Source organism: Roseovarius pacificus, assembly GCF_900142665.1.
GTDB lineage: Bacteria > Pseudomonadota > Alphaproteobacteria > Rhodobacterales > Rhodobacteraceae > Roseovarius > Roseovarius pacificus.
Genome location: NZ_FRBR01000005.1, coordinates 84,437 through 99,407 on the forward strand (window position 1 = coordinate 84,437; position 14,971 = coordinate 99,407).

General features: G+C 62.8%; 12 protein-coding genes. 6 read left to right on the forward strand and 6 right to left on the reverse strand.

Annotated elements, in window-relative coordinates; translation table 11 throughout:
• Positions 1 to 36 precede the first annotated feature (36 nt).
• Entirely contained in the window at positions 37 to 1,326 is a 1,290-nt protein-coding gene (locus BUB53_RS10695; protein WP_073034759.1) for a hypothetical protein, read from the reverse strand.
• 143 nt (positions 1,327 to 1,469) lie between these two features.
• Between BUB53_RS10695 and BUB53_RS10700 the strand changes: the two genes are divergently transcribed.
• Positions 1,470 to 2,156: a transglycosylase SLT domain-containing protein gene (locus BUB53_RS10700; protein ID WP_143163190.1), complete on the forward strand. Its 687-nt coding sequence runs from the start codon at positions 1,470 to 1,472 to the stop codon at positions 2,154 to 2,156.
• A 6-nt stretch (positions 2,157 to 2,162) separates the two neighbouring features.
• Here BUB53_RS10700 and pepN read toward each other — a convergent pair whose 3' ends face one another.
• Positions 2,163 to 4,715 (reverse strand): aminopeptidase N, encoded by a 2,553-nt coding sequence (gene pepN / locus BUB53_RS10705; RefSeq protein WP_073034915.1) that lies wholly within the window; start codon positions 4,713 to 4,715, stop codon positions 2,163 to 2,165.
• A 258-nt stretch (positions 4,716 to 4,973) separates the two neighbouring features.
• On the opposite strand from pepN, the gene BUB53_RS10710 reads away from it, so the two are divergent.
• Both BUB53_RS10710 and BUB53_RS10715 read left to right on the forward strand, forming a co-directional pair.
• Complete coding sequence (locus BUB53_RS10710; RefSeq protein ID WP_143163191.1) at positions 4,974 to 5,753, forward strand: gamma-glutamyl-gamma-aminobutyrate hydrolase family protein; 780 nt, start codon at positions 4,974 to 4,976, stop codon at positions 5,751 to 5,753.
• An 88-nt stretch (positions 5,754 to 5,841) separates the two neighbouring features.
• The gene (locus tag BUB53_RS10715) at positions 5,842 to 6,387 is read left to right on the forward strand and encodes a flavodoxin domain-containing protein (RefSeq protein ID WP_073034761.1); all 546 of its coding nucleotides are present in this window, start codon (positions 5,842 to 5,844) and stop codon (positions 6,385 to 6,387) included.
• Between the two features lie 24 nt (positions 6,388 to 6,411).
• Here BUB53_RS10715 and BUB53_RS23375 read toward each other — a convergent pair whose 3' ends face one another.
• The 4 genes from BUB53_RS23375 to BUB53_RS10735 form a co-directional block, all read right to left on the reverse strand.
• Positions 6,412 to 9,249: a Hint domain-containing protein gene (locus tag BUB53_RS23375; protein ID WP_073034762.1), complete on the reverse strand. Its 2,838-nt coding sequence runs from the start codon at positions 9,247 to 9,249 to the stop codon at positions 6,412 to 6,414.
• 314 nt (positions 9,250 to 9,563) lie between these two features.
• On the reverse strand, positions 9,564 to 9,908 hold the full coding sequence (locus BUB53_RS23380; protein WP_308424305.1) for a Hint domain-containing protein: 345 nt from the start codon (positions 9,906 to 9,908) through the stop codon (positions 9,564 to 9,566).
• A gap of 52 nt (positions 9,909 to 9,960) precedes the next feature.
• Positions 9,961 to 11,154, reverse strand: coding sequence for a kynureninase (kynU, locus tag BUB53_RS10730; RefSeq protein WP_073034764.1), 1,194 nt, complete (start codon positions 11,152 to 11,154; stop codon positions 9,961 to 9,963).
• Between the two features lie 2 nt (positions 11,155 to 11,156).
• On the reverse strand, positions 11,157 to 11,516 hold the full coding sequence (locus BUB53_RS10735; RefSeq protein ID WP_073034916.1) for an MmcQ/YjbR family DNA-binding protein: 360 nt from the start codon (positions 11,514 to 11,516) through the stop codon (positions 11,157 to 11,159).
• A gap of 290 nt (positions 11,517 to 11,806) precedes the next feature.
• Between BUB53_RS10735 and BUB53_RS10740 the strand changes: the two genes are divergently transcribed.
• The 3 genes from BUB53_RS10740 (at position 11,807) to BUB53_RS10750 (ending at position 14,967) form a co-directional block, all read left to right on the forward strand.
• Positions 11,807 to 12,757 carry an MBL fold metallo-hydrolase gene (locus BUB53_RS10740; protein WP_073034765.1) on the forward strand — a complete coding sequence of 317 codons (951 nt, stop codon included), beginning with the start codon at positions 11,807 to 11,809 and terminating at the stop codon, positions 12,755 to 12,757.
• Positions 12,758 to 12,827: 70 nt separating this feature from the next.
• Positions 12,828 to 13,262: a methyltransferase family protein gene (locus tag BUB53_RS10745; protein WP_073034917.1), complete on the forward strand. Its 435-nt coding sequence runs from the start codon at positions 12,828 to 12,830 to the stop codon at positions 13,260 to 13,262.
• Between the two features lie 130 nt (positions 13,263 to 13,392).
• Positions 13,393 to 14,967, forward strand: a complete 1,575-nt coding sequence (locus BUB53_RS10750; RefSeq protein ID WP_073034766.1) for a Re/Si-specific NAD(P)(+) transhydrogenase subunit alpha — start codon at positions 13,393 to 13,395, stop codon at positions 14,965 to 14,967.
• Positions 14,968 to 14,971 lie beyond the last annotated feature (4 nt).

The following is a 14,971-nucleotide window of genomic DNA, read 5'->3' on the forward strand; positions in this document are numbered from 1 at the left end:
CCGGATCGGGTCCGGGGCGTCAGGTGGCGCAGGGTGTCACAATGCGGGCAGACGGTACATGCCCGAAGACGAGAACGCGATCGAACTGCCATCGGCGATGTCGTCGGCAAACTGCAACGCAATGGCGTGCAAGGCGGCCTGCCGCCCCTTGGTGATCAGCGCGCGGCGCGAGGGCAGGGCGGGAGTCAGCCGGGGCGGAAGCAAGGCCTGCGACCAGATCAGGGGATGCAGTTCCTGAAGGTGGTCGGACAATAGCCAGCCGGTGCAGTCATGTAGCTTCCGACGCGACTGTTCCGCGGTTCCGGTCAGCTGCGATGCACGATCCGGGCCCATGGCAATGGCGCAAAAGGCTGTCATGACATTGACGATATGCTGTTCCCGTTTGCGGCCAAGGATGTCTTTCAGTCCTTCGATGAAATAGCCGGGATCGACCGAGGACAGCGTGCCGTCATCCTGTGCAAGCGCATCGAGATACACCCAGGTATAGGCGCCTGCGCCCCACAAATCGCCGGTGCGAGCGGCAGTGCGGCGGGCTTCGATCTCCAGTTGCTGGTAATCGCCGAATTGCGCCGGCAAAAGATGCTGCCCGAGGGCGCGCATGTAACGGGGGCTGTCCGGGTCGAGATCGATCAGCCGTTCATAGGCGTCGGCCACCTTGTGGCGTGCCTGCGGAAGGGCGGCAAGCAGCAGGCATTGTGCCGCCGCGACCGAAGGCGCATCCAGATCAACCGGATCGAACGGGGCCAGGATATCGTCGGCGCGGCGGAAATGCGAGGCGATGCGCAATTTGCTTTCCGGCGTATCCGGAACCTGCCCCGCCTCTATGGCCGTTTGCCAGGCCCAGCCGATATCGAAATGCGCCAGGGCCACGACAAGGGCACAGGCATGGTTGCCGGAATGATCGCGCAGCATCTCTTCGAGGGCCTCGATCCCTATCGGGTCCGGGAACGTTCCGTCGTGAATCGCGTCCTCGGCGGCGGCGACTACGTCGCTGCGCGCCCCGAAGGCCAGAAGCATCGAGGCGGCCTCGCCGCCCGGTGTGGCCAGGCGGCAATCGTCGGCATATTCGATGCGCGCGGCAAGAGCGCCCCAGTTTTCCTGCCGGACGAGTTTTTGCCCCAGATCCTGATGCGTCGCACGGGCCATTTCCTCGTCGCTGACGGGCAGCGAGGGCAGGATGATCCGTTTCATCATCGCGTCCAGATCGTGATCCGGCTTGCGCCGCAGACGTGCAAGCGGCCCACCCAGACGAAAACGCGGTCGGGGCGCTTCGGTCTGGTCGGGTGATGTTCTGCGGAACAGGTTGAAGCGGGATGTGATGGGCATGGACTTTCCGCCGGAACTTCGAACACCAGATATTCTGCGTGTCATTTCCGGCTAAAAAAGGGCGCTCATGCGGAGATCGCGGGGAAATGCCGATGCGGTTTCGCGGGATTGCCTTGGACCGCAAAAGTGGACAAACTGCGCGGATGCTGCGATCTGCTGTCCTATTGATTGTCGCGGTCTTCGTGGCCTGCGCTCCCGCACGGGCCGACCAGCCGCCCGCCAACGCGCCGATTGCCGTGGTTTCGCCCCCGGCGGCCCGCGATGGCAACCTGCCGCGCACCCGATGGGATCACAAGGGCGCGCAAGGTCATTTATGGACCCGCGCGGCCCTGTCCGCGCTCAAGCAGCACGGTCGCGCGCTGACCGACATGGTGCCGGGCGACATTCAGGACTGGTGCCCTGCCTACAGCCATGCGAATGCCAGGGGCAGGCGCGCGTTCTGGGTCGGGCTTTTGTCGGCGCTGTCCAAGCATGAAAGCACCTATCGCGCCAATGCCGTGGGCGGGGGCGGGCAGTGGTACGGCCTGATGCAGATTCTGCCCTCGACGGCGCGCGGCTATGGATGCCGCGCGGGCACCGGTACAGCATTGAAAAACGGCTCCGACAACCTCAGTTGCGCGATCAGGATCATGGCACATACGGTGCCGCGCGATGGCGTCGTGTCGCGTGGCATGCGCGGCGTGGCGGCCGACTGGGGCCCGTTTCACAGCAGCGCCAAGCGATCCGACATGAAGGCGTGGTTGCGCCAGCAGACCTATTGCAAGCCGCTGCGCACCGTCCGGCCACAGGCCCGCCCCATGCGGCCGACGCAGATCAGCACCGCCGAGTAATCCCGCTCAGGCTCCGCGAATACGGCTGACCATTTCGGTCGTGTCGCGGCTGAGGTCCGGCGTGGCAAGGATACGGTCCAGTTGTTCGGCAATCAGAGCCTGCCGCGAGCTGTCGTAGCGTTTCCATGTCTCGAAGGCCGAACACATCCGCGCGGTGGTTTGCGGATTGACCGGGTCCAGCCGGATCAGCCAATCGGCCAGCAGGCGGTATCCGGCCCCTCCGGCATGATGAAATCCCGCCGGGTTGGCCGCCAGCGCGCCAAGCGTGGCGCGGAAACGGTTCGGGTTTTTCATTTCGAAATCAGGGTGTTGCGTTAATCTCCCGGCAACGGTGGCGGCCTGTTCGGGATCGGCGTTGACGATCTGCATCATGAACCACTTGTCGATCACCAGCCGGTCGTCGCGCCACTGGTCATAGAACTGCGCCACGGCGGCCTCGCCCTTGCCTGCCTGCAACAGGCAGGACAGCGCGGCCAGTTGTTGGGTCATGTTGGTGGCGCCGTCATACTGGCGTTGCGCCTGCGCGCCGCCATCGGTGCGGGTGATCAGCGCCAGCGCGGCATTGGCCAGGGCCCGCGCACCCGATTGTCCGGCATCGGGGCTGTAGGGCGCATCGACCTGATATTGCGCATAGAGCCGCACCGCCAGATCCTGACAATGCTGCGCGCGCGCCTGCCGCAGGGTTTCCAGCGCGTCCCAGATCGCCTGCGGGTCCGGGGTGTGGCCCCGATCATGCAGGGTTTGCGCCAGATCGTCCTGACCGGGCAGGCCAAGCGCCAATGCACGAAACGCCGGATCAAGGCTGTCGTCGCGCGCCATGGATTGCACAGCATCCAGATAGGCGGCGTCGGGGGCCGCGCCCTGAAGGATCATCGCGATCAGTCCCTCGCGGGCGAGGGCACGCCCGGCCTCCCACTTGTTGAAGGGGTCGGTGTCATGGGCCAGAAGAAAGGCGCGCTCAGCATTGTCGGTTTCGCGTTCAAGGACCACCGGAGCCGAGAAATCGCGCAGGATTGAGGGCACGGGCCGTGCCGACAGCCCTTCGAATACGAAACTCTGCTTCGCCTCGGTCATCTCCAGAACGGTGGTTTCGCGCACCTCGTCGCCATTGGGGCCAAGCAGCCCCACGGCAATCGGCAAGACCTGCGGCGCCTTGTCGGGCTGGCCGGGTGTGGGCGGTGTTTCCTGTTCGAAATGAAGGGTATAGGTGCCGTCCTTGTAGTCGTCCGTGACCCGCAGGCGTGGGGTGCCGACCTGTGAATACCAGCGTTTGAACTGGCCAAGGTCGCGGCCCGTGACCTCTTCGAACACGGCCAGCCAATCCTCGATGGTGCAGGCCTGCCCGTCGTGGCGGTCGAAATACAGATCGAGCGCCCTGGCATAGGCCTCATCGCCGACAAGCCGCTTGAGCATGCCGATCACCTCGGCGCCCTTTTCATAGACCGTGGCGGTGTAGAAATTGTTGATCTCGACAAAACTTTCGGGTCGCACCGGATGCGCCAGCGGGCCGTTATCCTCGCGAAACTGCCGGGCGCGCAGGGCGATCACGTCGCCGATCCGCTTGACCGGCGCGCTGCGCATGTCGCTGGTGAACTGGCTGTCGCGATAGACGGTCAGCCCTTCCTTGAGGCAAAGCTGAAACCAGTCGCGGCAGGTGATGCGGTTGCCCGTCCAGTTGTGGAAATACTCATGCGCGATGATCGCCTCGATCCGCTCGAAATTGGCGTCGGTACTGGTCTCGGGGCTGGCCAGAACACAGCTCGAATTGAAGATGTTCAGCCCCTTGTTCTCCATCGCGCCCATGTTGAAATCGTCCACGGCCACGATGTTGAACACGTCAAGATCGTATTCGCGGCCGTAAACCTCCTCGTCCCATGTCATGGATTTCTTCAACGCGTCCATGGCGAAGGCGCATTTGCCTTCGTCGCCGGGGCGCACCCAGATATTCAGTTCCACCTCGCGTCCCGAGCGGGTGGTGAACGCCCCCGGATGATTCACCAGATCGCCCGCGACCAGTGCGAACAGATAGGCCGGTTTGGGCCAGGGGTCGTGCCATACGGCCACCCCGCCGCCCTGCTCCACGGGATCGCCATTGGACAGCATCACCGGCATGTCGCCTTCGATGCGCACGGTAAAGGTGGCCATCACGTCGGGGCGGTCGGGGTAATAGGTGATCTTGCGAAAACCTTCGGCCTCGCATTGGGTGCAATACATGCCGTTGGACATGTAAAGCCCCTCGAGCGCGGTGTTCTGCGCCGGGGCGATCTCGACCTCGGCCTCCCAGACAAAGGGGGCATCGGGCACATCGCAGCGCAGCCCGCCCTGCACCATGTCGGGCGTGACCGGCTGCCCGTCGATGGAGGCGCGGATCAGGGTTACGCCCTCGCCATGCAGAAAGAACGCGCGCGATTGCGTGGCCGGGTTGGGGCGGAACTCTATCCTGCTGATAACACGGGTTTTTTCCGGGTGCAGTCGAAAGGTGAGATGCACCGTGTCGATCAGGAAGGCAGGCGGCGTATAATCGGACAGATAGATCGTCTGGGGCGCGGCGTCTTTCATCGCGGAGGTCTCCGTCGGCATGCAGAATTCGCCGGAACGTTAGGGCCATGCGGGCGGCTGTGCAATCCGATGCTGTATATGCCGGGTACGGGGTTCCTCCCACGGGGCGCACCTGGCCTGCTTCGAATAATGGCAACCGGGTAAGAAATCGTGCAGCTGCACGGGTCTGCGCGAATGCGCGGGCGGTTGTGCGGGGATGGGCGTTTTCCTATTTTGATTTTTGCGGTAGCACGATGTGAATGCAGAAACAGGACCCCCATGAGCAAACGCCCCGTCATCGGTATCATAGGCAACAGTTACCTGATCAACGATAACTATCCCGTCCATGCGGGTGGCAGGATGAACTCGGATGCGGTGGCCTGTGTCGCCGGGGGGATGCCGCTGATCGTTCCGAGTGACCCGCGTTTCGTGTCGGTCAATGAACTGCTGGAGGCCTGCGACGGGTTTCTGCTGACGGGGGGGCGGCCCAATGTCCACCCCGAGGAATACGGCGAAACCCCGACCGAGGCGCATGGCGCGTTCGATCGCGCGCGGGATGCGATCACCCTGCCGCTGGTGCGGGCCTGTATCGAACGGGGACAGCCCGTTCTGGGCATATGCCGTGGCTTTCAGGAGGTGAATGTAGCCCTTGGCGGCACATTGCATCCCGAAATCCGCGACCTTCCGGGCCGTGACAACCACCGCATGCCGCCCGATGGCACGCTGGAGGAAAAATTCGCGTTGCGTCACGTCGTGCGCTTCACGCGGGGCGGCGTGTTCCATCGCCTGATGGGGGCCCAAGAGGTCATGACCAATACCTTGCACGGGCAGGGCGTGGTCAGACCCGGACAGGGGATCGTGATAGACGGATACGCGCCGGATGAAACGCCCGAGGCGCTGTATGTCGAGGGCGCGCGCGGTTTCGCCCTGGCCGTACAGTGGCACCCGGAATGGAACGCCGCCAACGACCCTGTCAGCCGCCCGTTGTTCATCGCTTTCGGCGAGGCCGCGCGGGCCTGGGCCTCTGGCCGCTCGAACCCCGCCTTGCAGTCGGCCTGAGGGCGCGCGCCCCGGCGCTGATGGATGACAAGGCAATGTTGGCCCGGTTCCGCGACACGGACGGGCCCCGGCAGACAAGGGGGCAGAGATGAATATCCTGATCGTCTATGGAACGACCGAAGGGCAGACCCGGCGCATTTGCCGGTTTTGCGCCGATCACCTGATCGCTCGGGGCCATTCGGTCGAGCTGATGCAGGCCAGTGGCGAGGAATCGCAAATGGACTTGTCGCGTTTCGACGCCGCAATCGTCGCCGCATCGGTGCATCTGCGGGTCTATCAGTCGGAGCTTGCGCATTTTGTCGCCGCCCATGCCGCTGCCTTGTCCCGGCCTCCCACACTGTTCCTGTCGGTGTCGCTGGCCAGTGCCGGGGGCGACCCCGAAGAGCTGGCCGATCTCGACAGAATCGCAGAGCATTTTTTCGAGGATACGGGGTGGCGTCCCGGACAGGTGGCGCAGGTTGCCGGGGCCTTTCGGTTTACGCAGTACGATTTCCTGAAATCATGGGCGATGCGCTGGATTGCGGTTCGCAAGGGGCGGCATGTCGATCCGCACGCGGATACCGAGTACACCGACTGGGCCGCGCTGCGCGATGTTCTGGACGGGTGGATGGCCCGGACAGGGGCGGCAAGCTGAACACGGCCAGCCACCCGGCGGGGATCATCCCTGCCAGAGGCTGTGGCTGTCTTCGCCGACCTGCTGATGCACCAGAAGCCGGGCCTCGTGCTGTTTCAGGCAAACCCGCGCCGTTTCAAGGTGATGACCGGGGGCGCTGCGTAGCTCGGGGAAGATCGTGAACAACTCCTCGCGTGCGTCTTCGCAAACCGCGGACAGCCCGATATCGCCGGCATGGAAGCTTTCCGTCGCTATCCCCTCGGCATAAATCACCTCGTGGCAGTCGAACATGATGTGGATATAGGTCACCTCATCGCAGTCCTGCTGAACCACGTCCCGCCCGTCAATCAGGTGCTTGGCGGGGATCAGAACCTCGGAGGCTCCGAACAGCAATTCGGCGCGGTATCCGGTGAACAGGATTCTATGCTGTGGCGATACCGTCAGCCCGCAGCGCGCGCCGTCCATCACACTGGCCCCGATCGTGACCGGAGCAAAGTTTCCACGCCCACGCACCGTCCGTTTGCCGATCCAGCGGATCGGGCGCATCCCGTGATCCCGCGTCAGGACCATATCGCCGACCTGAAGGGTCTCGATGCGCCGTTCGCCATGTAACGTCAGGATGTTGGTGCCGGGTGTGAAGCAGATGATGTTCTCGATTTCCGAGAACTGCACAAAGGTGCCGTCGGCCATCGTAAAACTGCCCGACAACCCGCCCTCAGCGTCGTTGGTATTGCTGTAGGTGATGTCATGGCGCGAAACATCGGAGGTCAGGATCAGCGTGTCGCCATTGGTTTCGCCGCCTTCGCCGCCGGTGATCGAGATCGAATCGTTGCCGGTGCCGGTGGTATCCAGATCCTGCAGGATGAAGGTATCGTCGCCGCTTCCGCCGAAGGCCGTATCGCCCTGATCGACAATGATCACGTCATCGCCATCGCCGCCATACAACTGATCGCTGCCATTGCCGCCATCCAGGGTATCGTCGCCGATTCCGCCGTACAGCACGTCGTTTCCGTCGCCGCCCGACAGGCTGTCATTGCCTCCCGCGGTTTCCGGTCCGACGATCATGGAACTGGTGGCGAGGTTCTCGGTGCTGCCGCTTGGCGAGGTGACGGTGCCCGAGATCACCTCGGCCCCTTCGTTTTCCCAATGGCGCACCTCGATCGTATACACGCGCCCCGCTTCCAGCGTGATCTCGCCCGAACGGGTGTTCGCGCTCTGAATGTAATCGTTGTCCATGAAGGTGGCGGTGCTGCCATCCTGGTTGGTCCAGGTCAGTGGATTGCCGTTCTCGTCCAGGATGCGGATGGACGAGCCGTCGTCCGAGGTGGTCGAAAAGGTATAGGTGCCATCCTCGGACGGTACGAGCCGCGAGGTATAGATCATCCCGAAATCGTTCGGGTCGCCCGTGGTGCCGCGCGCATCGTTGACCAGGTTGGTGGCGTCAAAGCTGCCGGTCTGTCCTTCACCCACCAGCGTACCGTTTTCGATGTCGAAGGCCTGATCGTTGACCGAGCCGAAATTGTAGTCGTAGACCTGATAATCCCAGATGCCGGGCTGCGGCGCCTCGTCGCCGTAAATCGTGTCGTCGCCTGGGCCGCCCTCAATGGTGTCGTCGCCATCGCCGCCGAATAGCAGGTCGTCGCCCGCCCCGCCGTCCAGCACATCGTTGCCGGCTTCGCCCAGCACCGTATCGTTTCCGGTACCGCTGTAGACGGTATCGTTCCCATCGCCTGCAACGACCGAATCGTCGTTCGATGCATCCGAGTGATCGTAATGCTCGATCCGGTCGCCTTCGGGGTCGCCGGTGTAGGTTTCGTCGATCAGGTCGTCGCCGTCGGTGCCCTGGACGATGAAATCGGGCGGATTGGTGGTGGTTTCGATGTTGACATAGCCGGTTGCCGGTGTGCCGTTCTCATCGACCGTCGAATAGGTAAAGGTATTGGTGTCGGTATTGCCATCGGTCGTGATGCTGATCGTGCCGTCGGCGTTCAACGTCACCTGCTCGCCGGTGTTCAGAACAACCGTGTCGCCGGGGGATACGGCGGTATTGTTGATATGCGTGATCGTATGGCCCGACCCGTCGTCATTGGCCAGGATATTATGGACCTGCGTGGTGTTCGGGCCCTGCACCAGGTGGTCCGAGTTCGCGATATTCACCGTCTGAACCGAATCCGCCATGATCAGCAGGTTCGAATCGTATGACGAGTCGCCGCCATCGGCGATCCCGATGCGGATCGTGTTTTCCGCTCCGGCAACGACCGGGGCGGTCAGCGACAGCACGACGGTCGAACCGTCCATTTCCGTGTTGTAGATGTCGCTCGAGCGCGGATTGTCGAGATACAGGTTCTCGTTCGAGGTGTCGTTGATCGTGTCGATCGAGATATCGGTGTCGGTGATGTCGTTCAGTTTCAACGGCACGTAGGTGCCGTTGACCCAGACGCCGACGGCGTCGTTCACGCCACCGTTCACATATTCCAGATATTCTTCGGACGAGAAAACGAGTTGCATCGTCAGCGTGTCGCCCGAGGGGATGAATGTCGATTCAAGGAACGCCCCGTCAAAGGTGCTCTGCCCGGAGATCGCGTTCATGTCGGCATCGCCGTCGACGCCGTTGGTGTCGGTGGAGGTTCCGGCGCTCGTGTTGGTGTTGGTCGTGCCGCTGCCGTTGGTGATATCCGTCGCGCGGCCGGTGGACAGGATCACGCCCTGATCCGACGGGCTGAGTTCACCGAGCGTGGAGTTCCCGTCGGTATAGGTGCCCGATGCGATGGAATCGCCCGAATAGGTGGCTGACACAACGGTGACACCATCCCCGAACATCGTGTTCGCCATATCCAGCGCCGTTGCGGATGTGTTGATGTTCAGTTCAGTTGCAATGGGCATGCCTTAGCTCCGTCTTTTCAAAACCCGCTGGAATGGCCGGGCGGGACGCGTAAGAAAACCGGCTGGCAGGCCGCCGCCGGTTGTCATGTCGCTGATCGCCCTTGTTCTCACGGGTTTCGTTCCACCTTTACGCGCCCGAACAATCGGGCAAACCAAAATTCACCTTGCGTGCAATCGTCTGTTTCGGGATTTCGGACAGTCTTATGCACCGGGTCTTTCAAAAGGGTTTAAGCACCGGCTGTGGCTTTATTGGGAAACGCATGCGGCGGTTTGAGGGCATGAATGCCGCAAAGCTGCCGCAACTCATGCGGCGGTCACGAAGGCGGGGGCGGAATGGCCGCCATGCCCGGATCGTTGGAATGGAAGCGTTCCCTGCCCGCGCCTTCGGCATGGATCACCTCGTGGCGCTCCGGCATCAGGTGGAAATAGGGGGTGCGGCCCCGTTCTGCTACGCGCACGTCCAGACCGTCCAACAGATGCCTGGCGGCGATGAAACCTCGGGTCCCCGAACAGCGATTCGGCCTTGTAGCCCCCCGCAAACAAGCAGGCGATGCTGCGGCGATACCACCAGATGCCTGGCGCTTTTCCTCCGGGACGGGTGCGATTGCTGATCCTGCACCCGTTGTTTCCAAAACGGATACAGATTGTGTGGGGCTCAAATTCGTGGAGTTTCCGGCAAATGCAGGATGAATTGGGACGACCTTGGGGCGCTCAGGTCACCGCCGCTCGGGCGCGATAGGCCGCGTCGTCCCAAAGGCGCTGCTCCATGATGCGGGCGATCACGGCGGCGGCGCGGTCGATATCGGCCTCGTCGATATAAAGCGGCGTGATGCCGAACCGCATGATGTCCGGCGCGCGGAAATCGCCGATCACGCCATGGGCGATACAGGCCTGCATCGCCTCGTACCCGTGGGCGAACCGGAACGACACCTGACTGCCGCGCCGGTCGGCATCGCGCGGCGAGGCGAGTTCCAGCATCGGGCAAGTGGCTTCGACCGCGGCGATGAAGCGCTCGGACAGCGCCTGTGAACGGGCGCGCAGCGCGGCCATGTCCACGCCGTCCCAGATATCCAGCGCCGTTTCCAGACTGGCCAGCGCCAGTACCGGCGGGGTGCCCACGCGCATCCGCGCGATGCCGTCTCCGGCGCGATAGGCCTGTTCGAACGCAAAGGGCGCGGCATGGCCCAGCCACCCCGACAGGGCCGGGCGGGCCATATCCGCATGGCGGGGCGCGACATAGATGAAGGCGGGCGCGCCGGGGCCGCCATTGAGAAACTTGTAAGTGCAGCCCACGGCGAAATCCGCGCCGCACCCGGCCAGATCCACCGGCACCGCGCCTGCGCTGTGCGCCAGGTCCCAGATCGCCAACACTCCGTTTTCATGGGCTTTCCTGGTCAGGCGGGCCATGTCGTGCATCCGGCCCGTGCGGTAATCCACCTGCGTCAGCATCAGCACGGCCACCTCCTCGGTGATTGCCTGTTCCACCTCTTCGGGGGCGACAACGCGCAGCTCGTGACCCTTGTCCAACCCGCCGATCAGCCCCTCGGCCATGTAGAGATCGGTCGGGAAGTTGCCGCTGTCGGACAGGATCACCTTGCGTTCGGGGCGCAACGTCAGCGCGGCGGCAAGCGCCTGATAGACCTTGATCGACAGGGTGTCGCCCATCACCACATGGCCCGGTTCGGCGCCGATCAGGCGCGCGATCCGGTCGCCCACGGCAGCGGGCTGCGCCATCCATCCGGCCTTGTTCCAGCCGGTGATCAGCATCTCGCCCCATTCCTCGCACATCACCTGTTGCATCCGCTCGGGTGCGGCCTTGGGCAGGGGGCCAAGCGAATTGCCGTCGAGATAAACAACCCCTTCGGGCAGGTGAAACATGGCTTTGGTTGCAGTGAAATCGGTCATAATCAGGTCTCCAGCCCCAAGGCGATCCGCGCCTTTTTTGTCAGTCGTTTCAAGGCCATATTGTAAGAGGCGCGCAGGTGTGATTCCAGTTCGGCATCGGGCAGGCCGGGGTCATCATGGACCTGTAGCCACGTCATTCCGCGCGAGGCCAGATAGGGCGCGGGGCGGATGCCGGGCTGATCGCGCAGCACCTCGTAGGCCAGCGGCGTGACCTTGAAGGTGAAGGCATCCTGTCCTTCGTTCCAGCCACCGATGGCAAAGACCTTGCCGCCCACCTTCCAGACATCGGCATTGCCCCATTGCACAACATGCTCGGCGGCCGGAAGGCCGCCGCAGAAGGCATTGAAACGGGTGCGTGTCATCATGGGGCAGGGGCCTTGGTTAACCGGAAAAGCGGCATCGGTATTGTGTCGGTATCATGTCGGTATCGCGTCGGTGCGGGGCACCGCAAGAGGGCGGGTCAAACAGGCCGGGCACCGGCAAGCCCTCCCCTGTGCGTGACCGGCTGGCTGACAGGCTCGGCCTATAGCTTGCGTTGCACCCTGCACATCCCGGAAAGAATGGTGTAGTCGATCCAATTGAGAAATACAGCCGCTAGACATTCACGAAGGTGAATGCGTAGGATCGCGCGACAGTTTCAAGGGAGGACGTCATGAAACCGATTTTCGCAGCCCTCGCGGCGGCGGCTATTGCCGCGCCCGCTCTGGCATCCGAGGATATCGCCGATCAGTACCCGCAATCCGAGCTGTATTCCAAACCCTATGAATTCATCCCGCATGTCTATTCGGCCATCGGCGCGACGGCCCCGCCCACTTATGAAAACTCCGGCCACAACAACAACCTGAGCTTCGTCGTCACCGGCGACGGGGTGGTGGTGATCAATGGCGGCGCGTCCTATCGTCTGGCCAGGGCCCTGCATGACGAGATCAAGGCCGTGACCGATCAGCCGGTCAAACTGGTGATCAACGAAAACGGGCAGGGCCACGCCATGCTGGGCAATTCCTACTGGGCCGGGCAGGGCGTCGATATCCTGGCCCATGAAGACGCCATTCACGAGATCGAAGAAGAGGGCGATTTCATCCTTCAGTCCATGCAGGGCTACAACAAGGACAAGGCCGAAGGCACCAGCGTCGTGATCCCCAACCTGAGTTTCGAGGACGAAAAGATCGTCGAGATGGGCGATGTGACCTTTCACATCCTGCACCTCGGTCCGGCGCATGGTCCCGGCGACACGCAGGTCTGGATTCCGCAATGGGACATCGTGATCGCCGGTGACATCGCGTTTCACGAACGCATGCCGCCGATTTTCGCAGGCGCCTGCACGAGTTGCTGGATCGAAACCTTCGACGGGCCGTTCACCGAACTGGGCGCGACCTATGTGATTCCCGGCCATGGCCACCCGACCAACATGGAATCGGTGACCATCGGCACCACGGGGTATCTCAAGGATCTGCGCGCGAAGATCGGGGAACATATCGACAATGGCGGCGAGTTGTCGGATGCCTATTACGTCGATCAGTCACGGTGGAAACATCTGGACACTTACGAAGAACTGGCCACAAAGAACGCAGGTCGCGTTTTCGAGGAAATGGAATGGGAATGATGCCGCGTTTGCCGAAACGCCATGTCTTTGCCGGGGGCACGGTGAACGCCCTGTGCTGAAATGGATCGACATGCCGCCGGTGTGGTTGCTGGCCTGTCTGGTGCTGGCCTGGCTTCAGGCCAGCCAATATGCGCTTGGCCTGTCTTTTGGTGGGGCATGGGCGGATTTCGCGGGCGGGATTCTGGTTGGCGGGGGGCTGATCCTGATGGTGCTAGCCTTTGCCGAGATGCGCCGCCACCGCACCACGATCATCCCGCATGAAACCCCCGAAAGACTGGTGCAGACCGGCATTTTCAGCCGCACCCGCAACCCGATCTACATGGGCGATGCGCTGATTCTTCTGGGGCTGATCCTGCGGTGGGATGCGGTGCTGTCGCTGCCGCTGGTTCCGGTTTTCGTCTGGATCGTCGAAAAGCGGTTCATCGAACCCGAAGAAGACCGGATGCGCCGGAAATTCGGCATGGAATTTGCGCGCTATTGCCAAAAGACGCGACGTTGGATTTGACCAGATGCGACATTCCTTGCATCGAAACCGGTGGAAAAATGTGAAATAACCCTGCAAGAAGCAAGTTCACGCAGGGAAACGGGCCGGAAATGGCCTTGGAACAGGATAAACCGAGACGGGGGACACAACTTTGAAAATCGGAACACCGAAAGAAGTGATGGAGGGCGAGGCGCGGGTCGCGATGACGCCGGACTCTGCGCTTCAACTGCAAAAGCTGGGCTATGACTGCGCCATCGAGGCCGGGGCCGGCAAGGCGGCCGGGTTCTCGGACGCGGCCTACAAGGAGGCCGGCGTCGAGGTGATCAAATCCGCTGCGGCGCTCTACAAGGCGGCGGATATCGTCGCCAAGGTGCGCCCGCCCAACGACACCGAGGCCAAGCGCCTGCGCAAGGATCAGTTGCTGATCTCGTTCTTCTGGCCCGCCCAGAACGAAGAGCAGATGCAGCAGCTTGCCGAGAAAGGCACCAGCGTCATCGCCATGGACATGGTGCCGCGGATTTCGCGCGCCCAGAAGATGGATGCGCTGTCGTCGATGGCGAACATCGCCGGGTATCGCGCGGTGATCGAGGCCGGGAACAACTTTGGCCGGTTCTTCACCGGTCAGGTGACGGCGGCGGGCAAGGTGCCCCCGGCGAAGGTTCTGATCGTGGGCGCCGGTGTGGCCGGTCTGGCCGCCATCGGCACCTCGACCAGCCTTGGCGCGATCACCTATGCCTTCGACGTGCGCCCCGAAGTGGCCGAACAGGTCGAAAGCATGGGGGCCGAGTTCGTCTATCTGGACTTCGAGGAAGAACAGCAGGACGGGTCGGGCACCGGCGGCTATGCCGCGCCCTCCAGCCCCGAGTTCCGCGAGGCGCAGCTTGCCAAGTTCCGCGAACTGGCGCCCGAGATGGATATCGTCATCACCACCGCCCTGATCCCCAACCGCGAAGCGCCGGAACTGTGGACCGAGGACATGGTCAAGTCGATGAAACCCGGCAGCGTGATCGTCGACCTGGCCGCCGAAAAGGGCGGCAACTGCAAGCTGACGGTCAAGGACGACAAGATCGTCACCGACAACGGCGTGACGATCATCGGTTATACCGATTTCCCGTCGCGCATGGCGACGCAATCCTCCAGCCTCTACGCCACCAACATCCGCCATATGATGACCGACCTGACGCCCGAAAAGGACGGGCAGGTCAATCACGACATGGAAGACGACGTGATCCGTGGCGCCACCGTGGCCCATGCGGGCGAGGTGACCTTCCCGCCGCCGCCGCCCAAGGTGGCCGCGATCGCCGCGCAGCCCAGGAAAGAAGCGCCCAAGGAACTGACCCCGGAAGAGCGCAGGGCGCAGGAACTGGCGGCGTTCAAACAGCAGACCAGGCAACAGGTCACGCTGCTGAGCGTGGGCGCGGTGCTGTTGCTGGGGGTGGGGCTCGTGGCCCCGGCCAGCTTCATGCAGCATTTCATCGTCTTCGTGCTGGCGGTGTTCGTCGGCTTCCAGGTGATCTGGAACGTCAGCCACAGCCTGCACACGCCGCTGATGGCGATCACCAACGCCATTTCGTCGATCATCATTCTGGGCGCGCTGATGCAGATCGGCTCGGGGTCGTTCCTCGTGATCCTGCTGGCCGCGCTGTCGGTGTTCATGGCCGGGATCAACATCTTCGGCGGTTTCCTTGTCACCCGGCGCATGCTCGCCATGTTCCAGAAATCGTGAGGAG